At 54.2% G+C, this 22872-nt stretch carries 20 protein-coding genes; 7 read left to right on the top strand and 13 right to left on the bottom strand.

All coding sequences use genetic code 11. The features are described from left to right. Window positions 1-8 precede the first annotated feature (8 nt). From FVB43_RS00685 to fdnG, 8 genes are read right to left on the bottom strand one after another with little or no spacing between them, the layout of a single operon-like run. Window positions 9-572: a DNA-3-methyladenine glycosylase I gene (locus tag FVB43_RS00685; RefSeq protein WP_133844769.1), complete on the bottom strand. Its 564-nt coding sequence runs from the start codon at window positions 570-572 to the stop codon at window positions 9-11. 36 nt (window positions 573-608) lie between these two features. Continuing rightward, window positions 609-2447 (bottom strand): selenocysteine-specific translation elongation factor, encoded by a 1839-nt coding sequence (gene selB / locus FVB43_RS00680; protein ID WP_167863229.1) that lies wholly within the window; start codon window positions 2445-2447, stop codon window positions 609-611. After that, a complete protein-coding gene (gene selA, locus FVB43_RS00675) occupies window positions 2444-3835 on the bottom strand; it encodes an L-seryl-tRNA(Sec) selenium transferase (RefSeq protein ID WP_167863243.1) in 1392 nt (463 codons plus the stop codon). The genes selB and selA overlap by 4 nt, the downstream gene beginning before the upstream one ends. Further along, a complete protein-coding gene (locus FVB43_RS00670) occupies window positions 3832-4443 on the bottom strand; it encodes a glutathione S-transferase (RefSeq protein WP_133844765.1) in 612 nt (203 codons plus the stop codon). Before FVB43_RS00670 ends, selA begins: the two co-directional genes overlap by 4 nt. A 3-nt stretch (window positions 4444-4446) precedes the next feature. Beyond that, complete coding sequence (fdhE, locus tag FVB43_RS00665; RefSeq protein ID WP_167863228.1) at window positions 4447-5373, bottom strand: formate dehydrogenase accessory protein FdhE; 927 nt, start codon at window positions 5371-5373, stop codon at window positions 4447-4449. Then, window positions 5373-6023: a formate dehydrogenase cytochrome b556 subunit gene (fdoI, locus tag FVB43_RS00660; protein WP_159338265.1), complete on the bottom strand. Its 651-nt coding sequence runs from the start codon at window positions 6021-6023 to the stop codon at window positions 5373-5375. The genes fdhE and fdoI overlap by 1 nt, the downstream gene beginning before the upstream one ends. Continuing rightward, on the bottom strand, window positions 6020-6901 hold the full coding sequence (fdxH, locus tag FVB43_RS00655) for a formate dehydrogenase subunit beta (RefSeq protein WP_167863227.1): 882 nt from the start codon (window positions 6899-6901) through the stop codon (window positions 6020-6022). Before fdxH ends, fdoI begins: the two co-directional genes overlap by 4 nt. A gap of 3 nt (window positions 6902-6904) precedes the next feature. Next, entirely contained in the window at window positions 6905-9952 is a 3048-nt protein-coding gene (fdnG, locus tag FVB43_RS00650) for a formate dehydrogenase-N subunit alpha (RefSeq protein ID WP_167863226.1), read from the bottom strand. 143 nt (window positions 9953-10095) lie between these two features. On the opposite strand from fdnG, the gene fdhD reads away from it, so the two are divergent. Then, window positions 10096-10920, top strand: coding sequence for a formate dehydrogenase accessory sulfurtransferase FdhD (gene fdhD / locus FVB43_RS00645; protein ID WP_133844753.1), 825 nt, complete (start codon window positions 10096-10098; stop codon window positions 10918-10920). Here the strand turns inward: fdhD and FVB43_RS00640 are convergent. Next, the gene (locus FVB43_RS00640) at window positions 10917-11693 is read right to left on the bottom strand and encodes a DeoR/GlpR family DNA-binding transcription regulator (protein ID WP_133844750.1); all 777 of its coding nucleotides are present in this window, start codon (window positions 11691-11693) and stop codon (window positions 10917-10919) included. The two genes, fdhD and FVB43_RS00640, sit on opposite strands and share 4 nt — an antisense overlap. A gap of 181 nt (window positions 11694-11874) precedes the next feature. Between FVB43_RS00640 and FVB43_RS00635 the strand changes: the two genes are divergently transcribed. From FVB43_RS00635 to FVB43_RS00615, 5 genes are all read left to right on the top strand, one after another. Further along, a complete protein-coding gene (locus tag FVB43_RS00635) occupies window positions 11875-13215 on the top strand; it encodes an aspartate aminotransferase family protein (RefSeq protein WP_167863225.1) in 1341 nt (446 codons plus the stop codon). A 476-nt stretch (window positions 13216-13691) separates the two neighbouring features. Beyond that, window positions 13692-14306, top strand: a complete 615-nt coding sequence (gene sodA, locus FVB43_RS00630; protein WP_133844746.1) for a superoxide dismutase [Mn] — start codon at window positions 13692-13694, stop codon at window positions 14304-14306. Between the two features lie 292 nt (window positions 14307-14598). Next, window positions 14599-16104: a sugar ABC transporter ATP-binding protein gene (locus tag FVB43_RS00625; RefSeq protein WP_167863224.1), complete on the top strand. Its 1506-nt coding sequence runs from the start codon at window positions 14599-14601 to the stop codon at window positions 16102-16104. Then, window positions 16101-17105, top strand: a complete 1005-nt coding sequence (locus FVB43_RS00620) for an ABC transporter permease (RefSeq protein WP_133844742.1) — start codon at window positions 16101-16103, stop codon at window positions 17103-17105. The genes FVB43_RS00625 and FVB43_RS00620 overlap by 4 nt, the downstream gene beginning before the upstream one ends. A gap of 25 nt (window positions 17106-17130) precedes the next feature. After that, window positions 17131-18198 carry a sugar ABC transporter substrate-binding protein gene (locus tag FVB43_RS00615; protein ID WP_167863223.1) on the top strand — a complete coding sequence of 356 codons (1068 nt, stop codon included), beginning with the start codon at window positions 17131-17133 and terminating at the stop codon, window positions 18196-18198. Between the two features lie 67 nt (window positions 18199-18265). Here the strand turns inward: FVB43_RS00615 and FVB43_RS00610 are convergent, their stop codons facing one another. Then, a complete protein-coding gene (locus tag FVB43_RS00610) occupies window positions 18266-18748 on the bottom strand; it encodes a hypothetical protein (RefSeq protein WP_133844738.1) in 483 nt (160 codons plus the stop codon). Beyond that, window positions 18745-19548 (bottom strand): winged helix-turn-helix domain-containing protein, encoded by an 804-nt coding sequence (locus tag FVB43_RS00605; protein WP_167863222.1) that lies wholly within the window; start codon window positions 19546-19548, stop codon window positions 18745-18747. Before FVB43_RS00605 ends, FVB43_RS00610 begins: the two co-directional genes overlap by 4 nt. Before the next feature lie 375 nt (window positions 19549-19923). Here FVB43_RS00605 and FVB43_RS00600 point away from each other — a divergent pair, with 375 nt between their 5' ends. After that, window positions 19924-20193: a FaeA/PapI family transcriptional regulator gene (locus FVB43_RS00600; RefSeq protein ID WP_133844734.1), complete on the top strand. Its 270-nt coding sequence runs from the start codon at window positions 19924-19926 to the stop codon at window positions 20191-20193. A 109-nt stretch (window positions 20194-20302) separates the two neighbouring features. On the opposite strand, the gene FVB43_RS00595 is transcribed toward FVB43_RS00600, so the two are convergent. Beyond that, on the bottom strand, window positions 20303-22375 hold the full coding sequence (locus FVB43_RS00595) for an FKBP-type peptidyl-prolyl cis-trans isomerase N-terminal domain-containing protein (RefSeq protein WP_167863221.1): 2073 nt from the start codon (window positions 22373-22375) through the stop codon (window positions 20303-20305). After that, window positions 22372-22779 carry a hypothetical protein gene (locus FVB43_RS00590; RefSeq protein ID WP_133844730.1) on the bottom strand — a complete coding sequence of 136 codons (408 nt, stop codon included), beginning with the start codon at window positions 22777-22779 and terminating at the stop codon, window positions 22372-22374. Before FVB43_RS00590 ends, FVB43_RS00595 begins: the two co-directional genes overlap by 4 nt. Between the last annotated feature and the right edge of the window lie 93 nt (window positions 22780-22872).

Here is a 22872-nt window from a genome sequence, read left to right as displayed (position 1 = left end):
AGTGAAAGCTACTTATTGTTATCGGGATGGCAAAAGCAGGTCGTGGTGTGTTCACTGGTCAGCCCGCAGGCCTGCATAAAGGAGTAACAGGTGGTGGAACCGACAAATTTGAAGCCACGCTTTTTCAGTGCTTTTGACATAGCGTCCGAGATGGCGCTGGTGGTGGGGGCAGAGCGATAGTCAGTAAAACGGCTGACCTGAGTTTGATGATCAACGAAACTCCAGATAAACGTTTTAAAGTCTTCTCCGGCGGCTTCCATTGCCAACAGCGCACGTGCGTTAGCCATTATCGCCGTGATCTTCCCCCGGTGGCGGATAATGCCACTGTCCTGCATGAGCCGCTCAATATCGTCATCGTTCATCGCCGCCACCTTCCGGACATCAAAATGATGAAACAGGCGACGATAGTTTTCGCGTTTTTTCAGTACGGTCAGCCAGGATAATCCCGCCACCTGACCTTCCAGGCAGATCATTTCAAATAACGCCTGCGTTTCGGTGTGAGGCACGCCCCATTCCGTATCGTGATAGGCGATATATAACGGATCTGCAGAAACCCAGCCACAACGTTGCATTGTACTCTTCCCTTTACTGGTTATTTATCCAGCATTCTAGCGGAACATCTGGCTGTCGCGCAATAAATGTTCATTGCCTTTGCGCTGAGTGAAGCCACAGTGGTCGAAAAACTCGAGGATCTGCACCGCCAGTTTCCGGCCTGTGCCCAGCTGATCGCGGAAGTCTCCGGCGCGGGTGCCCAGGCCTGTTTCAGCACGCTGAAAGATAAGACCAGCAAAGCGGGTCAGCTGCGTATGACTGTAGTACCGATCGTTAACGATAGCGGTAATGGCACCGCTCTGCGCCGCTTTACGCAGCGTCTGGCGCATCAGCTCCTCATCGCAGCCCAGCTGCGCCGCCAGGTCGCGCACCCACCATGCCTCGCTGCCGAACAGGGATTCTGCCTGTTGCCAGATCGCAGCCTCCCGGTCATCAAAACGGATACGGAAATCGGGCAGATGCAGCCAGCCACGATTGTTAATCATCTGCTTCGCAGCGATCAACTGGTCCGTCAGTGCAAGCACCAGCTCCGCGGGTTGACCAGGGAATGCCAGACGTCGCAGGCGATCGCGGCCAATACCCGGACGGTCGCCGTGTTGCTGATGATAATTTTTTAGCACGCTGAGCAGCTCTGACTGCCACTCTCGCTGGGTTTGCCTCAGCAGCAGATAATCGGCGGCCTGCATAAACGTCGCGCTATTGAGTGAGGCAGTGATGGCCTCTCCGTTACGCTGAAAAAACCAGTGGAGTGCATCCATGCGCCAGGGATGGGGCTGTAACAGCCGTTCCAGCCGTTGTTCAAGACTGGTGGCTTTTTCCAGCTGATGCAGCCAGTCGAGGAACGCGGGCTGGCGTTTTCCTCGCTTCGGCGGGGCCAGCAGCACGATTCTCGCCCCGGCCAGCGTCTGGCGCGCACTGATATCCCGCAGGATTAACCGGTCATCACCGGCCAGCCACAGCGGGTTGTCAAACAGCAACTCGGCAAAACGATCGTCCAGAAGCGAGATGCGGCCAGTGGTATGGCTGGCTGCATGATGAATATGCAGTGACTGACCCTGATGCAGCGGTTGATGGGATTGAAGGCTGACGATCGCCCGCCCGCAGGGCCGTTCGGGAGCGGTGGTCAGCAGCCAGTCGCCGCGACTGACTTCCGCTTTTTCCACCCCACCGCTGAGATTCAGCGCGATGCGTTGCCCTGCGTGGGCCTGTTCCACGGGTTGATTCTGGGCATGCAGATTGCGCACCCGCACCCGTTTATTCATGCCGGTCAGCCACAGGGAATCACCGATGCGCACGTCACCGGACAACGCAGTGCCCGTTACCACCACGCCTGCCCCTTTAACGTTAAACACCCGGTCAATCGCCAGACGGAAGGCCTGATCCTGCCACAGAGGGCGTTCGGGCAGCTGGCGCAGATGGTGGCTCAGTTCAGCAATGCCCTCCCCGTTGACTGTGCTGGTGGTAAACAGGGCGACGCTTTCCCAGCCAAGTTGCCGGGTTAGCTGGCGGATCTGCTGATCGACGGCCTTACGCTGTGCGGGTTCCACGCTGTCGCTTTTGGTCACGGCGACGGTCAGCGCAGGCTGGCCACTCAGTTGCAGGATCGCCAGATGTTCACGGGTTTGCGGCATGATGCCATCATCGGCGGCGACGACCAGCAGAGCGTGATCGATACCGCCGATACCACTCAACATATTACTGAGGAATTTTTCATGGCCGGGAACGTCAATAAAGCCGATTGTCTGCCCGTCGGGCTGAGGCCAGTATGCGTAGCCTAGATCGATGCTCATGCCGCGGGATTTTTCTTCCGGCAGGCGATCGGCATTCACACCTGTAATGGCTTGAAGCAGTGATGTTTTTCCATGATCAACATGGCCAGCCGTGGCAATAATCATGACGTCATCATCCTGATAAAGAGCGCGTCATCTTCCAGTGTTCGAAGATCGAACCACAGACGACCGCTGTGAATACGCCCGATGATGGGGACGTCACCGGTGCGGAGCCTGTCTGCCAGTGCCTGCAGTGTGCTGCCGCTGCCGTTCGTCGGAGTGAGCGTCAGCGCCACGGACGGCAGCCGTTCAACCGGCAGCGAACCGCTGCCAATTTGTGACAGGCAGTCAGCTATTTCTACGAGGAACAGCCCCGTCAGTGCGGTCTGAAGTACAGGTAAAAGCCGCTGCGCCTGATGGGCGATCTCGGACTGTGTGCGGGTCAGCAGCCGCAGCGTTGGCAGCTGCTGTGCCAGTTTCTCCGTGTGCAGATAGAGCTGTAATGTGGCTTCCAGCGCTGCCAGGGTCATTTTGTCTACCCGCAGTGCGCGCTTCAGCGGGTGCTGTTGCAGACGGGCAATCAGCGCTTTTTTGCCGATGATAATGCCTGCCTGTGGGCCGCCGAGCAGCTTATCGCCGGAGAAACTGATCAGACTGACGCCTGCGGCAATCATCTGCTGCGGCATCGGTTCCGGCGGCAGCCCATACTGTGTCAGGTCAATCAGCGAACCACTGCCGAGATCGCTGATGACCGGCAGATTGTATTCGTTGCCCAGCGCCACCAGTTCGACCTCACTGACCGCTTTGGTAAAGCCCTGCACCTGATAGTTGCTGGTATGCACCTTCATCAGCAGCGCGGTATCGCTGTTCACCGCTTCGCGATAATCCTTCAGATGGGTGCGGTTGGTGGTGCCGACTTCGCGCAGCCGGCAACCTGCCTGAGTCATCACATCGGGAATGCGGAACGCGCCGCCAATTTCGACCAGTTCACCGCGTGATACCACCACGTCCTGACCCGGTGCCAGGGCTGCCAGCATCAGCAGTACGGCTGCGGCATTGTTATTCACAATGCAGGCGTCTTCTGCCCCTGTTAGCTGGCAGAGCAGGTCGGCCAGCGCGCGATCGCGGTGGCCGCGTCCGGCATCATCCAGCGCGTACTCCAGCGTTACCGCCGAGCGCATTACGCGGGTCACCGCGTCAACGGCCGGCTCGGACAGCAACGCTCGCCCGAGATTGGTATGCAACAGCGTACCGCTGAGATTCAGCACCGATTGCAGCCCGCTGCTGCCTGTTTGCTCCAGCCGCTGGCTGGCGTGTTGTGCCCAGTTGTGGCACCAGTCAGGAAGCTGCTGGTGTTGCTGAATATGCTGGCGGGCCTGCTGCTGTAACTCACGCAGCAGGGTGACCAGCTGGCGGTGTCCCCAGCGATCGCTGAGCACCTGAAATTCAGCCTGACGTAACAGGCTGTCAATAGAGGGAAGCTGGCTGAACAATATTTTCATCGGCAGGCTCAGGTTGCTGGCGGCTCCGTACGGGCAAAGCTGTCGCGCTGAAACAGGGTAGTGGCAAGCTTGACCAGCGAAGGTCGGTTCACATTCCATCCCGGTGCCACGCGGCGGAAATTCAGATAACCGAGCGTACAGGCGGTAGCGATATCGGCCAGCGAGATCTGTGAACCGTTCAGCCATTTACCTTCCACTGCGGCCGCTTCCAGCGCATCCAGCCCGCGCTGAATTTTATCGCGCTGGCGCAGCATTTCGCTGGTGGATTGCTGGTCCGGATCTTTCTGCTGTTCGCGCACGATCAACAGCGCGGCATCACAGACGCCATCGGCGAGCGCTTCCAGCTGGCGGACCGCAAGCTGGGCGCGCGGATCGACGGGCAAAAAGGCCGGGTCGAGATGCAGCAGTTCCAGGTAAGCGGCGATAATCGACGAGTTGTACCACACGTCATCATCATCACTGACCAGCGCCGGGACTTTCCCCAGCGGAGTATAGTCTTTGACATGGCTGCCTTCGTGCCACGGAGACTCATTGACGAACTCAAAGGTGATGCCCTTTTCCAGCAGCATCACGGAGATTTTGCGCACATACGGACTGGTGTAATTGCCGATCAGCTTCATTGCCTACTCTCCGGGGAATAAAAAGGGGTTCAGACTGCTGCGGGCAAAGCCCTCCTGCTCCATACGTGCATCGAGGATCAGCGACGCCAGATCGTCTGCGACCGGCTCAACCGCCGGGTCTTTATCCTGATACAGCATCTTCAGGTAGGTGCCGCAGTCGCCGCAGCTTTCGGCTTTAATCGCTGACGTTTCACTGTCCAGCGACCAGTAATGCAGATCGCCCGTTTGTTCGCAGTTAATGCATTTGGCGCGCATGACATACCACTCGCTTTCACACAGATTGCAGTGCAGGTAACGCAGGCCGTCCTGGGGGCTGCCCATATGAATCACGCTGGAAACCGGCACGCTGGCGCAGACCGGGCAAAACTGACGTTGTTCACCCGCTTCTGCCCGTGCTTTTCCTGGGATCAGTGCCGCCATCTGTGCCCAGTACAATGACAGCGCAGCCCAGATAAACGGGGATTTATCGCTGCTGACCTGGGCGAACTCGTTGGCGAACAGCGCACTGGCCATGGCTTCCAGTTCGGAGACGGAGGCCTTCTCCAGGTTTTCCAGCACGGAGAGTGCCTGGCCGGTCATCTCCGGCTTCAGCTCGGCGATCAACGAATGCAACAGTCGTTGCCAGTGCGCGTCGCGCGGCAGGGTGCTGATATCCAGCGGCGGTTTACCCAGACGTGCGCTCTCTTCCAGGCGCCCTCGTAGATCCATCTGTAGCGGATGGTCATACAGAACGATCTCCTGTGCGGTGGCGATCACCGCCGCAAAGCGCAGGTAGTCACCTAGCGGATTTTTCTCCGCCAGCTGGCGCAAACGCGCAGCTCGGCGGCTGTAGAGTTGCTTTAGCCGGGGGAAAAGGAGCGGCGGAATGGTCTCCGCCGTCATCAGATCGCTTTTCTCCAGCGAGTCCTGCGGGATAATGCGAATGGTCATCAGGGGCCTTTTTCCTGTTGTTTTTGCCGGTGTTGCTGCTCTTGCTCGCTACGATACCAGCGCGGGTGGTGTTTTTTGGCCCAGCGGGTGGTGACCCAGCCTTCGACCATCGCGGTTATCGTGCCTTTTACCCACAGGGCGGCATAGACATGCACCATAATCACCGCAATCAGCACCACCGCCGCAACAGAATGCACCACCAGTGCGGCACGGATCAGCGGAATACTGAAAGCAGGGGCAAAGTAAGGCCGCCAGATAACAATGCCGCTGGCAAGCAGCAGTATTAAGCTGACGATAGCAGCCCAGAATACGCACTTCTGTCCGAAATTATAGCGCCCGGTATCGCCCACTTCCTTGTTTTGCACAATTTTATGGATGTTTTTCATCCAAATCATGTCCTGCCTGTCGAACAGGTTGTGCCGCCAGTAACGGAAAAACATCCGCAGGAAGGTGATAAACATCACGGTGCCCACAAAGGGATGCAGGATGCGCGCCAGTTGCGGCGTGCCGAAGATGTTCATCAGCCAGTTAAAGGAGGGAAAGAAAAAACCTAATCCGCTCACTGCCGCGAGAAGAAAACAGAATGCCATCAACCAGTGATTAAGCCGTTCTGGTGCGCTGTAGCGCTGAATACGCTGACGTGGTTTCATGGATTTTCCTCCTCATCCTCTTCTTCGGCCCGGTTTGGTCCCACCCCGACATAGTGAAACACGGCTGCCGCAAACGTGGCGGCAAAGCCCAGTGCGGCCAGCGGTTTCCACACGCCTTTCCAGAAGGTGACCGCCGGGCTGATAGCCGGAGCCTGCGGTAACCCGTGATAGAGCGTGGGCCTATCCGCATGATGCAGCACATACATCACATGGGTGCCGCCGACGCCCGCCGGATCGTACAGACCGGCGTTGGCAAAACCGCGCGTGTTGAGTTCGCTAACGCGTTCTGCCGCCAGTGTTTTCATCGCCTCTTTACTGCCGAAGTGAATGGCGCCAGTGGGACAGGTTTTCACGCAGGCCGGTTCCTGGCCCACGTTGACCCGGTCGACGCACAGCGTACATTTATACGCCCGATTATCCTGCGGGTTGATGCGCGGCACGTTGAACGGGCAGCCAGCAATGCAGTAACCGCAACCGATGCACTGCTCAGACTGGAAGTCGACGATGCCGTTAGAGTACTGAATGATTGCCCCTTCCGACGGACAGGCTTTCAGGCAGCCCGGGTCCGCGCAGTGCATGCATCCATCTTTACGGATCAGCCACTCCAGCCGACCGTTCTCCTCCACTTCGGAAAAACGCATCACCGTCCAGGATTGGGCGCTCAGATCGGCGGGGTTGTCATACACCCCGACGTTACTGCCGACCTCATCGCGCAGGTCGTTCCATTCGGAACAGGCCACCTGGCAGGCTTTGCAGCCAATGCAGGTGGTGACGTCAATCAGCTTGGCCACCTCCTGCTGGTGGTCACGCGCCTGCGGGGGAGGCGTCAGGTCGTTCGTTGCCGAACGGCGAATGATATCCTGTGATTGATAAGCCATCGTTTACACCTTCTCCACATTGACCAGGAACGCCTTGAACTCTGGCGTTTGCGTATTGGCATCACCGACAAACGGCGTCAGGGTATTGGCGAGGAAGCCTTTCTTTGCCACGCCCAAAAAGCCCCAGTGAATCGGAATACCGATGGTATCGACCTGTTTACCGTCAATGGTCAGGGTGCGCAGGCGTTTGGTGACCACCGCTTTGGCTTTGAGGTAGCCGCGCTGCGAACTGACTTTGACCCGATCTCCGTGCCGTATGCCCAGCTTGCCTGCCAGCGTTTCGCCGATTTCGATAAATTGCTCCGGCTGCGCTATGGCGTTAAGCCGCGCATGTTTCGTCCAGTAATGGAAATGCTCGGTGAGACGGTAGGTGGTGCCGACATACGGGAACTGCATGGCCTTGCCCATATTGTTGAGATCGCCCGGGAACACGCGGGCCGCCGGGTTGGAGACGACCGCCGGATGCAGCGGGTTGGTGCCAATCGGTGTTTCAAACGGCTCGTAGTGCTCCGGGAACGGCCCTTCCGCCATTTTATCCAGCGCAAACAGTCGTCCCATTCCCTCCGGCTGCATGATAAATGGCCCGGTATCGCTGCCCGGTGGTGCAGTGCTGTAATCGGCAATGTCCTGCCCGACCCATTTAGCGGCGTCCCAGTGCAGCAGCTGGCGTTTCGGGTCCCAGGGTTTGCCCTGCGGATCGGCAGATGCACGGTTGTAAAGGATGCGGCGATTAAGCGGCCATGCCCAGCTCCAGGCAGGGGTATTGCCCAACCCGGAAGGGTCACTGTTATCGCGGCGTGCCATCTGGTTACCTTCCGGCGTCCAGCTTCCGGCGAAGATCCAACAGCCGCTGGCGGTACTTCCGTCGCTGCGTAGCTGGGCAAAGCTACTAAGCTGCTGACCTTTTTTCACCAGCACATTGCCTTTGTCGTCCAGCAGGTCGTTCAGTGCACGGCCATTGCTTTCCTGCGCCACTTCCTCCGACGCCGGGGAATCAGGGGTCTGATAGTCCCAGCTCATGTTGAGGACGGCCTCAGGCAGCGCGCCCCCTTCTTCTGCGTAAAGCTGGCGCAGGCGTAGATAGATTCCCGCGAGGATCTCACCGTCGTTGCGCGCTTCTCCCGGCCCGTCTGCCCCTTTCCAGTGCCACTGTAACCAGCGCGCCGAGTTCACAATCGACCCGTTCTCTTCGGCAAAGCAGGTGGACGGCAGGCGGAACACTTCCGTGCCAATCTCCGCGGGATCGGTGTGGTTAAACTCGCCGTGATTTTCCCAGAAGCTGGCGGTTTCGGTGGTGAGCGGATCGATGGTCACGAGGAACTTCAGTTTTGCCAGTGACGATGCCACCTTCTGTTTATGCGGGAAGGACGCCAGCGGGTTAAAGCCCTGACAGATATAGCCGTTAACCTCGCCGCGATGCATCATCTCGAAATACTGCAACACGTCGTAGCCCTTATCCCACTTGGGCAGCCAGTCAAACCCCCACTGATTTTCTTGCTGGGCCTTATCGCCGTAGAACGCTTTCATCATGCTGATAAAGAACTTCGGATAGTTGCTCCAGTAGTTGACCTGGCCGGGCAGCAGCGCTTTTGGCGTGTTGGCGGCAAGGTAATGATCCAGATCGGGCTGTTTGTCTGAAGGCAGCGTCATATAGCCGGGCAGGCTCTGGGAAAGCAGGCCGAGATCGGTCAGTCCCTGAATATTGGAGTGGCCGCGTAGGGCGTTAATGCCGCCGCCTGCCATTCCCATGTTGCCCAGCAGCAGCTGGATCATCGCCATCGTGCGGATGTTTTGTGCACCGACGGAGTGCTGCGTCCAGCCCAGTGCATACAGGAACGTGGCGGTGCGGTCCGCCGCGCTGGTGGCGGCCAGTAGTTCACAAATGTGCAGGAAGTCTTTCTGCGGAGTACCGCATATGTTTTCCACTACTTTCGGTGTATAGCGGCTGACGTGGGTTTTCAGCAGGTTCCAGACGCAGCGCGGATGGGTCAGCGTTGTATCACGCTGCGCAAAGCCCTGCTCATCCAGCGCATAGTGCCAGCTGGTTTTGTCATAGCTGCGGGTTTCCGGGTCATAGCCGCTGAACAGGCCGTCGTCGAAGCTGAAATCATCGCGCACGATGAGGCTGGCGTTGGTGTACGCCGCAACATATTGATGTTGGATGGTATCGTGTTCGATCAGATAGTGCAGCACCCCCGACAGGAAGGTAATGTCGGTGCCGGAACGAATAGGCGTATAGAAATCAGCCACCGATGCCGTACGCGTAAAGCGCGGATCGATAACGATCAGTTTGGCGTTGTTATGGATTTTGGCTTCCATCGCCCAGCGGAATCCTACCGGATGCGCTTCAGCGGCATTGCCACCCATAACAATAATCAGATTCGCATTGCGGATGTCGACCCAGTGATTGGTCATCGCACCGCGACCGAACGTTGGAGCAAGACTTGCTACCGTAGGTCCGTGTCACACGCGCGCCTGGTTGTCGACGGCAAGCATGCCGAGCGAACGGGTCATTTTCTGGGTTAAATAACCGGTTTCATTGCTGGAGGCCGAGGCGCACAGCATGCCAGTACTGAGCCAGCGGTTGACGGTGACGCCGTCTTTATTGCGGGTGATGAAATTGGCATCGCGGTCATCTTTCATCAGCCTGGCGATACGGCTAAAGGCATCATCCCAGCTGATACGCTGCCATTTATCGGAACCGGCAGCGCGATATTCCGGGTATTGCAGGCGGCTTTCACTCTGAATAAAGTCGAGTAATCCGGCACCTTTCGGGCACAACGCACCACGACTGACCGGATGGTCCGGGTCACCTTCTATATGGAAAATACGCTCTTTCACGTTTTTCGCACCGTCACCCATGCTGTACATCAGCAGGCCACAGCCCACCGAGCAGTAGGTACAGGTATTACGGGTTTCACGGGAACGCAACAATTTGTACTGGCGGCTTTCTGCCAGCGCGGCGGTCGGCGTAAAGCCGAGGACGGCGGCAGTCGTGCCTGCCATTCCTCCCGCACAAATTTTAAAAAATCGTCTTCTGCTGACTTTCATGGCGTCATTCCTGGTTCGACATTGGTCATTAATTTTGCTGCACCCGGGTGAGTGGTTCACAATAAGCGCAGGTGGTTTTTTAGCGTGTACAGTGTGAAATAATACCACAATATTGTTGTGGTTTATGAGCGGAGTGGATTTCAGTGAGCGAAGAACAGCACAAAAAAGAGGGATGTTTGCCACCAGACTCAGGCATACGTCAGATTTCGGTCTGGCAGCGCGATGCGCTACAGCAGGCGCAGCCGGACTGGCTGGCAGAAGAGGTGCCCGTTGCGCTGGTCTACAACGGCATCTCGCATGTGGTGATGATGGCGACGCCGAAAGATCTCGCGGCATTTGCCGTTGGTTTTTCCCTGTCAGAGGGCATTATTGCCTCCCCGGCCGATATTTTTGGTATTGACGTCGTGCCGGTTTGTCAGGGGATTGAAGTGCAGGTTGAACTGTCCAGCCGCCGCTTTGCTGCCTTAAAAGAGCAGCGACGGGCGATGGCCGGGCGCACCGGTTGTGGTGTCTGCGGCGTGGAGCAACTGGCCGAGATCGGCAAGCCAGTACAGCCGCTGCCGTTTACGCAAAATTTTGATTTTCAATACCTTGATCATGCACTGCGTCAGCTAAAGGATTTTCAACCGGTCGGCCAGCTGACGGGTTGTACCCACGCTGCGGCTTGGGTGACACCCACGGGAGAACTGAGCCTCGGCTGTGAAGATGTCGGCCGTCATGTGGCACTGGATAAACTGCTGGGGATGCGCAGTAAAGTGCCTCCGGCTGCGGGCGCGGTGCTGGTGTCCAGCCGCGCCAGCTATGAAATGGTGCAGAAATCCGCGATGTGCGGCGTGGAGATCCTGTTTGCCGTCTCAGCCGCGACGCAGCTGGCGGTGGAGGTGGCGCAGCGCTGTAATCTGACGCTGGTGGGCTTCAGTAAACCGGGGCGGGCAACGGTCTATACGCATCCGCAGCGGCTAATTTAAGCCAGAACCACCTGCGGCAGCACCTGCTGTAAGGCGGAGAACGCAGGCAGGGTGGCCGCGCTGCTGTCGGTGACCAGCGCGCTGACCTGCTCAATGCTGGCATAATTCATGCGGCTGTTCAGGCCAAGTTTGCTGTGATCGGCCAGCAAAATCAGCCGCCCGGCTTGCCGCGCCATGGCGCGTGCAATGGCCGCTTCGTGTGGCTGAAAACTACTGGCACCGTGTTTGGCGTCCAGCCCGACCGGCGAGAGCACCGCCACGTCAGCGCGGAAGCGATAGATCTCACCCACGGTCAGTTCCCCGCGCGTCTCCTGCGCCCCGGCCAGCATATTGCCACCCAGCAGGATCACCTGATTGTTCAGCGTTTCCTGTTCTTCTGCGGCACAGAGTTTGAGAGCTGCGTTCAGGCTGTTGGTGATAATGGTCAGCCCGGACATTGAGCGCAACTCTTCGGCCAGCATGGTCGTGGTGCTTCCGGCATCCAGAAACACGGTCTGACCGGGTTGCAACAGCTGTGCGGCCGCGCGTGCGATAGCGCGTTTCTCTTTCGCCATCACGGAACTGCGTACTGTCAGCGGTGGTTCCGGTGTGGCATTCAGCGCCACCAGGCCGCCGTGGACCCGTTTCGCCAGCCCCTGCGCTTCCAGTTCAATAATGTCCCGGCGGGCAGTTTCACGCGAAACCCCCAGCTCTTTAATGATCCGTTCGGTACTCACCTGGTTGAGGGTGTTCAGTAGCGCCCGGATGCGATGTAAGCGTGTTTCCTGCAGCATAGGTCTGATTTCCTGACGATAACTCACCGACATAGCCTAACCGACAATGCTGCGCTCTGCATGTGTATTTTATTGCATTTGTGTATTTTGTTGCATTTGACGTAAAAGTTGCCATGATAAAGGTCAGACACTGCTGACTGCCTGTCACCAGGCAAATCTCAATTTTGCAACGGGAGTGATTATGGCCACACGTTCAACCATCATGGATACCAACAGTTTCCGCGCCGAGCATGCCGACGGCCTGGATGCGGATGTGCGTAAGCTGACCGACAAGCGCAGCAAGGTGCTGGGTGAGTCTTACCGCCTGTTTTACCGTAAGCCGGTGCATCTGGTCCGCGGGAAAGGGCAGTATCTGTGGGATGCCGCCGGGGATAAATACCTGGATGTGTACAACAACGTCGCCAGCATCGGCCATTGTCACCCGGCGGTGATTGATGCGGTGTATCAGCAGATGAACCAGCTGAACACCCACACTCGTTATCTGCATGAAGCCATCCTGGACTACTCCGAGCAGCTGCTGGCGACGGCACCTGTGGAAATCGACCGCGCCATGTATATGTGCACTGGCTCCGAGGCCAATGACCTGGCGATTCGCGTGGCGCGTGCTTACAGCGGCGGCACCGGGATTATCGTCACTCAGGAGTCTTATCATGGAACCAGCGACCTCACTTCCGGTGTTTCTCCGGCGCTCGGCAGCGGTCAGCCGCTGGCCGCAACGACCCGTCTGGTGCTGCCGCCGGATCGCTACCGTGTGGATGCCCCGGACCTCGGTGCCTGGTTTGCCGGCGAAATTCAAAAACAGATCGATGATATGGCGGCGCACGGCATTAAATTTGCCGGTTTCCTCGCGGATTCCATCTTCTCTTCCGACGGCGTGCTGCCGGGGCCAAAAGGCTTCCTGAAGCAGGCGATAGACGTGGTGCACAAAAACGGCGGCATCTTTATTGCTGATGAAGTGCAGCCCGGTTTTGCCCGTACCGGTGAGGCATTCTGGGGCTTTGCCCGTCACGATGTGGTGCCCGATGTGATCACCACCGGCAAGCCGATGGGTAATGGGATCCCGGTGTCTGGCCTGTTGGCGAAAAGCGATGTGCTGGCCGCGTTCAGCGATGAGATACCTTATTTCAATACCTTTGGTGGCAACCCGGTGGCGATGGCCGCGGCGCAGGCAGTGCTGAAAGTGATCAAAGAAGAAGGATTGCAGGAGCACAGTCGCGTGGTGGGGGCGAAACTGCTGGCGGAACTCTCCACGTTGAAGGATAAGTATGAGTGCGTGGGAGATGTGCGCGGTGCGGGTCTGTTTATCGGCTTTGAGCTGGTGAAAGACAAAGCCAGCAAAACGCCGGATAAACAGTTGGCGTTGGATTTCACCGAGATGTTGCGTGAGAACCACGTGCTCACTTCAGTGGCAGGACCGTATGGGAACGTTCTGAAATTACGCCCGCCGTTGGCGTTCCAGGAAAGCGATATCGACTGGCTGGTAGGTGCGCTGGATAAATCACTGGCGGCACTGGGGCGTTAACCCCGGGTCGGGCATGCCCGACCCCTACGGGGGTTGCCGGGTGAACGGGTCGGGTCTGCCCGACCCCTACGGGGGTTGCCGGGTGAACGGGTCGGGTCTGCCTGACTCCTGCGGGGGTTGCCGGGTGAACGGGTCGGGTCTGCCTGACTCCTGCGGGGGTTGCCGGGTGAACGGGTCGGGCTCTACGGGGTAACCGGGATCGGCGTAGGGTTGTGGCACGCCGGACCCCGCTATGTTGCCCGTAGGGGCGAGGCATGCCTCGCCCTGGCTGACGAAACAATCGCTTAGATCATTTGGTTGTAACACGACAGGTAAAAGATATAACCACGCTGTCCCGCCTGCTGTCATCTATACCCTTATCAACATCGGGGCATTGATATCCCTTTTCCCGATCATTTATTTAACTATAATGATCCGACTGCTTACGCGGTGCTGAACAGCGAGCGCCGCCCATAATCTGAATGGAGACGATGAACATGAGTTATTCACTGCCATCCCTGCCTTATGCGTATGACGCACTGGAACCGCATTTTGACAAGCAGACCATGGAAATTCACCACACTAAGCATCACCAGGCTTATGTGAACAACGCGAATGCCGCGCTGGAAGGGACTGAGTTTGCTAATCTGCCCGTTGAAGAGCTGATTGCTAAACTGGATCAACTGCCTGCGGACAAAAAAGGCCCACTGCGTAACAACGCTGGCGGCCACGCTAACCACAGCTTCTTCTGGAAAGGTCTGAAAACCGGCACCTCTCTGGGCGGCGACCTGAAAGCAGCCATCGAGAAAGATTTCGGCAGCGTTGACGCGTTCAAAGCAGAATTCGAAAAAGCGGCAACCACCCGTTTCGGTTCTGGCTGGGCGTGGCTGGTCAAAAAAGGCGACAAGCTGGCCGTCGTTTCTACGGCTAACCAGGACAGTCCTCTGATGGGCGAAGCCATTTCTGGCGCATCCGGTACGCCGATCATCGGTCTGGATGTGTGGGAACACGCCTACTACCTGAAATATCAGAACAAACGTCCTGACTACATCAAGGCGTTCTGGGACGTGGTTAACTGGGACGTAGCAGCAGAGAACTTCAAAGCGGCTTAATCTCCTCAGTTATCGATGATCCTAACCGGCGACCTGTTCGCCGGTTTTTTTATCTCTGACTTCTGGCCGCGTCCACTTTGGTGCAGCATAACAACAATGCATCTGGTAAATATTCCCCGTTTTTCCACTGGTTATCAGCGCCATGCCAGCGCTTACCCCTGTAGTGTCTGGACATCTGGATGGCTAATAACATTTTGTGTTAGCTTATGCCCTTTCAATCGTTGCCTGCCGTGACAATCCATTAAAAAATGCGGCGCACCCCTTAATTTATTGAGCTTGAGAAAACACGCCCATGACCGCGATAAATCGCCTTGAAATGCGCCAGATCTCCATCGCTTTTGGCGGTTTTTCGGCGCTTAAATCCGTCGACATCACTCTGGAAGGGCACTCCATTCATGCGCTGACCGGAGCCAACGGTGCCGGAAAATCTACGCTGATGGCGGTGCTCTCGGGCGCATACGATCACTACAGTGGTGAGATTTTGCTGGATGGTCAGCCCGTCTCTATCCGTTCTCCACGTGATGCAAAACAGCTGGGTATCCACCTGGTCCAACAGGAAGTGGATGTGGCATTGGTCGCCGGCCTGAGTGTGGCGGAAAACATCATGCTCGACCGTCTGGCTGAAGGTGGCCAGCTTTATCGCTGGGGCGAGATGCGCCGTCAGGCGCGGGCACTGCTGGCGCGGTTAGATGTGCAGATTGACGTGAAGCGCCAGGTGGAACAGTGCACGCTGGCGGAAAAACAGCAGATCCTGCTGGCACGTGCGCTGTCACATCACTGCCGTTTTCTGGTGCTGGATGAGCCAACCGCCCCTCTCGACCAAAACGAAAGTGAAAAGCTGTTCGCCGTGGTTCGCCAGCTGCAAAGCCAGGGTATTGGCGTAGTGTTTATCTCCCACCGTATTCACGAACTGAATGCCATCTGCGATCGACTGACGGTTCTGCGTGACGGTGAACTGATTGAAAGCGGCCCGATGCAGGGATTAAGTGGTGAGCAAATTGTTGAGAAGATGCTGGGTCATCAGCTCAATGATATTTATCCGCCATCGCGTCCGCCGTTCAGTGAGGAAACCCTGCTGCACATTACCGGGTTGCATGATGAACACCTGTTAAAAGATATCAGCCTGACGCTGAAAAAAGGCGAGATCCTCGGTATTGCCGGGCTGGCTGGCGCAGGAAAAACGGAGCTTTGTAAGGCGCTGTTTGGTGCCAGTAAAAGCCGGGTTCAGCATGGCGAACTGCACGGTAAGCCGTGGAAACCCTCGTCCCCACATGCAGCGGTAGATAACCGCATGGCGCTGATCCCGGAAGAACGCCGCAAAGAGGGCATCTTTATTGAAGAATCGGTAGTGATGAACCTCAGTGTGACGGCGGATAATAGCTTTTCACGCTGGAGCCTGTTTGGTCACCGCCAGGCATGGCGCTGGGCAGAAGACGTCATCGGCAAACTGGGCATCCGCACCACCGGGCCAAAGCAGACGCTGCGTCGCTTGTCCGGGGGAAATCAGCAAAAGGTGGCCATTGGAAAATGGCTGCGCAATAACGCTGATGTACTGATTTTTGATGAACCGACCAAAGGCGTGGATATTAAGGCCAAAACCGACCTGTTCGAGCTGATCGACGGGCTGGCCCGCCAGGGAAAAGGGGTGATTTACGCCTCGGGCGAATTTTCGGAACTGGTTGGCCTGTGCGACCGCATCTGCGTACTGTGGGACGGGCGCATTGTGGCGGAAATGGCGGCAAATGACGCCGATGAAGAAACACTTTTACTTTATTCCACCGGAGGAACGCCTGCGTGAGCAGCAAAGAAATTTCCCTGAAGGCGGCACCGTCCGTCCGGCACCAGCTATTTGATTTTCTCTATAAGTGGGGAATGTTGCTGACAGTAGTGGCGCTGATCGCGGGCTTTGGTCTGGCCTCAGACAGCTTCCTGGAACCGACCAATATCATCAATATCCTGCGTTCAATTGCTATTGTTACGGTGATTGCCATTGGCGTATCGATTTCGCTGACTATCGGCGGTTTCGATCTGTCCGTGGGGTCGACCGCTTCGTTGGCGAACTCGCTGGTGATCTCCCTGTTTGTCTGGTACGGATTCGGCCCGACGCAGGCGATTGCCCTGACGCTACTGCTCTGTACCCTGGTCGGTCTGTTTAATGCTTTTATGATCGTGGTGCTGAAAATCCCTGACATGCTGGCCACGCTTGCCAGCCTGTTTGTGGTGCAGGGTGTGGCGATGACCTACAGTTTCGGTGGTTCGATTACCGAGAACATGGTGCTGCCAAGCGGCGATATGGCCGAAGGCACGATCCCGGCAGTGTTCTCATTGCTGGGCCAGGTGCCGATTATTGTGATTGTGATGCTGGCGGTGACGGTGGTGGCACAACTGCTGCTGTCGTTGACTAAACATGGTCGCCGTATGTACGCCATTGGCGGTAACCCGGAAGCCGCCAGGTTGTCGGGTATCCGTACCACGCGCTATCGCGTGCTGGCCTATGTTATTTCGGCATTGCTGGCGGGGCTTGGCGGTATTTTGCTGGCTTCGCGTATTGGTTCCTCGCAGGTGAACGCCGGTGGCGGGTATCTGATGGATGCGGTGGCAGCGGCCTGGATTGGTCTGTCGCTGGCGGGTGCTGGAAAACCCAACGCGCTGGGTACGCTGCTCGGCGCAGTGATCCTCGGTGTATTACAAAATGGTCTGGTGATGCTGTCCGTGCCTTATTACGCGATGGACATCATTAAAGGCCTGGTGCTGGCGGTTGCGCTGGCCATTACCTACGTACAGCGCCGTCAGGCGTAATCTTTTCAGACAGGGTAAAATAATAATGAAAAAAATCACGACATCGCTGCTGGCTCTGAGCCTGCTGACTGCATTGCCTGCCATCGCTGCAGATACCCCCGTTCCGGCGGCCATCGCCAACCACGAAGGGCCGGTGCGTATTGCGGTGATCCGCAACCTCGGATCTGACGATAACACCACCCAGTTTGTTGCCGGTGCCATTCAGGAAGGCCGTAAGCTGGGCTTTAAAGTCAGCACCTTCCTCAGCAACGGTGACGACGCGCGCTTCCAGGACTTTGTGAATCAGGCTATCAGCCAGAAATATGACGGGATTATCCTGTCTCACGGCAAAGATCCGTACTCTACCGCGCTGGTTAAACGCATCACCGATGCTGGAATCAAAGTCTCTGTGTTTGATACCCCAGTTAACCAGCCGATCGATGGCGTAACCGTGACTGCGCAGGACGATGCCTCTCTGGCACAGCTCTCCCTCGATCAGCTGGTAAAAGATACCAACGGGAAAGCTAACATCGTCAAGCTTTGGGTCGCAGGTTTCCCGGCAATGGAACGTCGTCAGGTTGTTTATGAGAAAGTGCTGAAAGCCAACCCGGGCATTCATCAGCTGGAGTCCATTGGTGCGGTGTCTTCCGATGTGCAGGGGGATACGGCCAACAAGATTGGTGCCATCCTGGCGAAGTACCCTAAGGGTAAGATTGACGCGATTTGGGGCTCGTGGGATGCCTTTGCCCAGGGGGCGTATAAAGCCTTGCAGGAAAATGGTCGCACCGAGATCAAGCTGTACAGCATCGATGTGTCGAACCAGGATCTGCAACTGATGCATGAGAAGAACAGCCCATGGAAACAGACAGTGGCTGTCGACAGCAAGCTGATTGGTGCAACGAATATGCGCCTGGTGGCGAACAAGATTGGCGGTGAAACTACGCCGGCAACGTATCAGTTCACGGCATCAGCGATCTCTCAGCAACAGCTGGCTACCCAGACCGGAGCGGTCAATGTGGCTAACCTGAATAAAATCATCCCAGGCTGGGGCACATCAACCGATTTCGTGGCACCGTGGTTCGCTACCCTGGAAGCGAAATACGCGAAGAAGTAATTCTCTTCGTTGTTGAATAAAATTAACGGCTTATCTGCGTGAGTGGGTAAGCCTTTTTTATGCCTTCTTACTGTGCAATACAGACATACAGCGGGGTGTTGGTATCTGAGATCAGCAGTGCGTTATCACTGAACTGGGACAGTTTCACAATGGACAAGTGGCTTTGCAGGATGGCATGAAAGAAAACATCCTCCGGCGCGGTATCAATATCTCTGACATGGCTGCTCGCATAGTTCAGCTCCAGAATGTGGTTTTCCGGATGATAGAGGTAGTCCATCATCAGCGTTCTGCTGAGGGTAAAGTGGCCTTGTTCAGTGAGCAAGTGGCCCGAAAACTCCAAGGCTAGCCGCTTTTCACCCAACGTGGTCAGGCTGATACTCCCCTTCATCGCAACCGTGGAAGTGGGTCTGACAAGATCAAAATTCACGTTCCCTTTGCATGAAATACTCAGTTGGGGTTTATCTAGATCAGCCTTTTTCCAGGAGAAACTGATGAAGTAAATGACCATTAAAACAATGATAGCTCCGCTGGTTAAAATAATATTTCTCATGGTTTTTTTATAGTGGCTGAAAGGTAACTCTCACAGTATGTGAGCCTGTTTTTTCTGTTCTGATGACACTGAGCAAGAAAAATAGCGCTCTGTTCGTACTCTTTCTTTGGAAAGAAATTGTTAAACCTAAAGTAGATGGTGCTTTTGCTTTTTTTACAGTCGATCTTATTTTTATTGATCAATAACTCTAATATCTTTAGTTTTTCTACTCTGTTTTTGTTTTTATCCCCTGCCAAATCCAGGATCTGACATGTTCCTATTTTGATAAAATCCGCTTTTCCTGAATTGAATGAGTAACGAATTAAGATAAGAGAAATAAAAACAAGACTGATGACGATCGCTGAAACTAAACGCATTTTCTTAATTTTAGGTTTTAACGCACACTTGTTAGACTCAGACACAATAGAAGGTGAAATCTCATTCGGGTTTGTCATTTTTGTAATGGATTCATTATCAGAATGATGATCAGACCTGGTGAATGTCGTCTCTGCATCCAGGCGAAACCCTTTCTTGGGTATAGTAATAATGATGTTTTCAGTCATTCCAAGCTGTGAAAATGTCTTTCTCAGCAGGCTGATATGGTTGCTTAAATTACTCCCTGAAGGTCTAAGGCCATGTTCTTCCCATACTAAACGAAGTAACTCTTCACGTGTCATTGTTTTACCACAATGCGTAATGAGTTCAGTCAAAAGTCTTGAACCAGGCCTGGAAAGTTGTATGGTTGAATTATCATTATCGATAAGTTTAAGTAATCCATTTATTGAGTCAAAATGGATGATCTGATTAATAAAATAGTCCATTTTTTACTTTTTAAGTATATTCCATTATTTACTCTTTGATTATCTTAATCCTAAGCAGGGATGTCAATGTTTACCCCGTAAGCACAGGGTGGTGTTCTGCTAAGTGCCGACATTTACTTTTTATTATTAATACAATATTAAGATTAATTGTTACAGGTGATTGATTTAATGGTTTTACCAAAAAGAGGCTAAACTAGTTTTTTATTCTTTAAATTTGCGTTTTTGTGGTTTTTAATTTTGGCTATATTTAATAATTGATATTAAGTTTTGTTTAATGTGGTTGCGTATTATCATGGCTTCGTTGTGAATTTACAGGGTCTAGTTTTATCACATATTTACTCGGCAGGAGCCGGTTATATCATAAGGAGCAAAAACATGAGTGAATCAATGGCTAAAACCATTCAAAGACGAGCATCAGTTGATAAGGTAATAACTGCACTGCATGATTTCTTTGAAGAGAAAGATTCTACCAGTTCGTCCGTTGTCTTTGCCAGCACAAGAGATGTTGCTGATCGGTCTGAATTGAGCATTTATAATGCCAGGCATATTTTAATAAAACTCGAGAGAGAAGGTGTAATCACCTCAACCAGGAAAGAAAATAGCAAGAGCTTGTACTGGAATAAAACAGATTCTTTCAAGGTGTGATTTTTTTTATGGTGCATCCACTCTCTCAGTGGATGCACTTTTTTTAATCCCATTATCGTGCAAGATGTCAATTTCTCCCCACGCCAACGTATGATTGAACTCCTGCATGTCATGGATACATATCAGCAATTCTTAGGTCATAAATTATCGTGGCATTTGGCGGGATTTTAGGTGGATAACCTTTATCCTTATATGCCAGTTCTGGCGGTACGACGATGGTAATTGAACCATGATTTTTTAATTTCTGTAATGCTTCACGGAAGATCGGTGGGAAGTCAGCTATCGGCTGAGTTAGCATAGTATTGCTAGAATCCATATCGGTGACGACAACGCCATTTGTCAGGCTTTCCTTCACGACGACATCAAGAGTGGCATTCTTTGGTATTGGTGCATCACCTGCATAACTGATGTTATACCAAAATCCGGACGGTGATTTTTTCGTTTTTTTCATTTTAGTGAAATTATTTAAATACTTCTTAGTGGTTTCATCTAAATGAGTGACTAACTTTTCCTGATCGTTTTTCTCCCGGTTGCTGACTTCCAATAAAGTATCTCGTAGTACATCAGTAGACAATTTTGCCTGCCCCTTAAAGGCATCAACGATTCCGGCCAGCACAAGATTTTTCTCTGTTGCCGTACCCCAGTTGTTATTGTCTTGCTGCATTTGCAAAATCTCATCGCCAAGAGACATGCCAATAGCGTAGCCTTCACGAGCACTTTTTTTCTTCAGCTGTTCTGGCGTGATACCCGGCAGTTGACTGGTGGTTTTCACCTCTACTTTCTGGCTTTTTACTGAAGCCAGTTCGGCCAATGCTGCCTCTAACCTGGCCTGAAGTTCCGGGAGTTTCTTATCGTTGTCCTGATGACCTTCTTTTGGCGACGTTCCTTCGGGTGCCGTACCGGTAGCGGCGACAACAGGATCTGGTTGCTGTAACTGCACCAGGTCCATCTTCGATTGTAGTGATTTCGCTATGAGCTGGCTCTCGGTTAACTGTGCTTGTAGCTTATCTTTATCGCCTTGCAGCGCCGTTTTCAATTGCTGTGCCTCGGAAAGCTGCTGCTGCAACGCCTGCTGTTGCTTCACGCTGTCGGCAAGCTGGCCTTCGGCGGGGCTGCCCTGGGCAATCTGGTCCAGAAGCTGCTGTTTTTCTTTATCAAACGCCTGTTTATCCGCGGTATTTTCAGCCGCTAATTGCTGCTCTTTGGCGGCGATGCCGTCGCGCTCAGCGGTGATCTTCTCAATATCCTGGCGGCTGGAAGAGAGGTGCGCCTCCAGCTCGGTTATCTTGGCGTTGTGCTGTTCAATTTGCTGCTGCAGTGCCTGCTGCTCTTTTATGCTGGCGGCAAGCTGGGCTTCGGCCGGGCTGCCCTGGGCGATCTGGTCCAGAAGCTGCTGTTTTTCTTTATCAAACGCCTGTTTATCCGCGGTATTTTCAGCTGCTAATTGCTGCTCTTTAGCGGCGATGCCGTCGCGCTCAGCGGTGATCTTCTCAATATCCTGGCGGCTGGAAGAGAGGTGTGCTTCCAGCTCGGTTATCTTGGCGTTGTACTGTTCAATCTGCTGTTTTAATCCCTCTTCATGCGCGCTGACGATGCGATCCTTACCATCGTTAATCGCTTTAAGCTGGCTGCGCAGGGCGGCTTCAGCAAGCTGAACCTCTTTAAGCTGATCTTTTGCTTGCGCTAATTTTGTCACCAGCGAGTTTTGCGTTGGATGGAGGCTGAAAACCTGGCGTAAATCCTTCACCAGATCCAGCATCGCTTCCTTATCGGCAGGGATTAAATGAGGGGGTTCATTGGCTGTATCAGGGGCGGGTGCTGTTTTTTTAAGGGCAACAATCTGCTTTTCAAGCGCGTTTATTGCTCCATTTTTTTGAGCGATTTGCCGGGTTTTATCCTCAATATCTCGTCGTAAGGCGGCCATTTGGCCGCGATCTACGGAAGGTGCTGTCGACGTCGGCTTTTGCTTAGGTTTGACCGTTTTTCCTGGTTCCCTGGCCAAAGATGGAGGCTCAGGTACTCTGGGCGGTGGCTGCTGTTGCTCCTGCAGATAGGAGGTAGCAAAGTTCAAAACGGCCGGCGCTTCGTGTTCTGCTGCGTACAATTTACTTATACCCAGGCATGCCACCACCAGGGCAGCGGCACCTGACAAAGCAAAGGGAATAGTATATTTACCGATCATGGACGTGCTTCACCTTTGCTGGTTAGGCTATCCATCAGTGTTTGTGCAATGTGAGCACAAAGCTGATTTGCGCGATAGTGATAAAGTGAGTCCACAGTTTCCTGAGTATTCTCATCAACGCTTTTTCGCAGGCCAGTGTATTGAGCTGCGCTGTTCATCAGGTTGTCGAATGCATTTTGCATTCTAATGTATTCTGATGGGCTGACGACTTTCAGCGCCTGAAGCTGAGCCTGGCACTTTTTCAGATTCTCATTTTGTTTAATGTATTTTGCAGTGTGTGCGGATTGCGCTGATGCAGCACGCATTTTCTGCGATGTTGTCTGGCAGCCAGAAAGAGAGAAAATAAACAATACGGCGAACATATTGATAATAAATTTCAATGAAGTATTACGAATTGCCATCATAAAAATAACTCTAATTGAATAACTTTACGGATGATGATTCATCACGATAGGGTATCGGGATATCGCATTTTTGCGCTGCATCACATCCTGCCA

Source organism: Erwinia rhapontici (genome assembly GCF_012271765.1).
GTDB lineage: Bacteria > Pseudomonadota > Gammaproteobacteria > Enterobacterales > Enterobacteriaceae > Erwinia > Erwinia rhapontici.
Note: the sequence above shows the minus strand (reverse complement) of the source record. Positions and strands in the feature narration are given on the sequence as shown.

Bases quoted from the DNA above. Each gene is read 5' to 3' on its own strand.
- FVB43_RS00685 (WP_133844769.1), bottom strand. From the start codon at position 572: ATGCAACGTTGTGGCTGGGTTTCTGCAGATCCGTTATATATCGCCTAT.
- selB (WP_167863229.1), bottom strand. From the start codon at position 2,447: ATGATTATTGCCACGGCTGGCCATGTTGATCATGGAAAAACATCACTG.
- FVB43_RS00670 (WP_133844765.1), bottom strand. From the start codon at position 4,443: ATGAAGCTGATCGGCAATTACACCAGTCCGTATGTGCGCAAAATCTCC.
- fdhE (WP_167863228.1), bottom strand. From the start codon at position 5,373: ATGACCATTCGCATTATCCCGCAGGACTCGCTGGAGAAAAGCGATCTG.
- fdoI (WP_159338265.1), bottom strand. From the start codon at position 6,023: ATGAAACCACGTCAGCGTATTCAGCGCTACAGCGCACCAGAACGGCTT.
- fdxH (WP_167863227.1), bottom strand. From the start codon at position 6,901: ATGGCTTATCAATCACAGGATATCATTCGCCGTTCGGCAACGAACGAC.
- FVB43_RS00640 (WP_133844750.1), bottom strand. From the start codon at position 11,693: ATGCTGCAGGAAACACGCTTACATCGCATCCGGGCGCTACTGAACACC.
- FVB43_RS00635 (WP_167863225.1), top strand. From the start codon at position 11,875: ATGGCCACACGTTCAACCATCATGGATACCAACAGTTTCCGCGCCGAG.
- sodA (WP_133844746.1), top strand. From the start codon at position 13,692: ATGAGTTATTCACTGCCATCCCTGCCTTATGCGTATGACGCACTGGAA.
- FVB43_RS00625 (WP_167863224.1), top strand. From the start codon at position 14,599: ATGACCGCGATAAATCGCCTTGAAATGCGCCAGATCTCCATCGCTTTT.
- FVB43_RS00615 (WP_167863223.1), top strand. From the start codon at position 17,131: ATGAAAAAAATCACGACATCGCTGCTGGCTCTGAGCCTGCTGACTGCA.
- FVB43_RS00610 (WP_133844738.1), bottom strand. From the start codon at position 18,748: ATGAGAAATATTATTTTAACCAGCGGAGCTATCATTGTTTTAATGGTC.
- FVB43_RS00605 (WP_167863222.1), bottom strand. From the start codon at position 19,548: ATGGACTATTTTATTAATCAGATCATCCATTTTGACTCAATAAATGGA.
- FVB43_RS00600 (WP_133844734.1), top strand. From the start codon at position 19,924: ATGAGTGAATCAATGGCTAAAACCATTCAAAGACGAGCATCAGTTGAT.
- FVB43_RS00595 (WP_167863221.1), bottom strand. From the start codon at position 22,375: ATGATCGGTAAATATACTATTCCCTTTGCTTTGTCAGGTGCCGCTGCC.
- FVB43_RS00590 (WP_133844730.1), bottom strand. From the start codon at position 22,779: ATGATGGCAATTCGTAATACTTCATTGAAATTTATTATCAATATGTTC.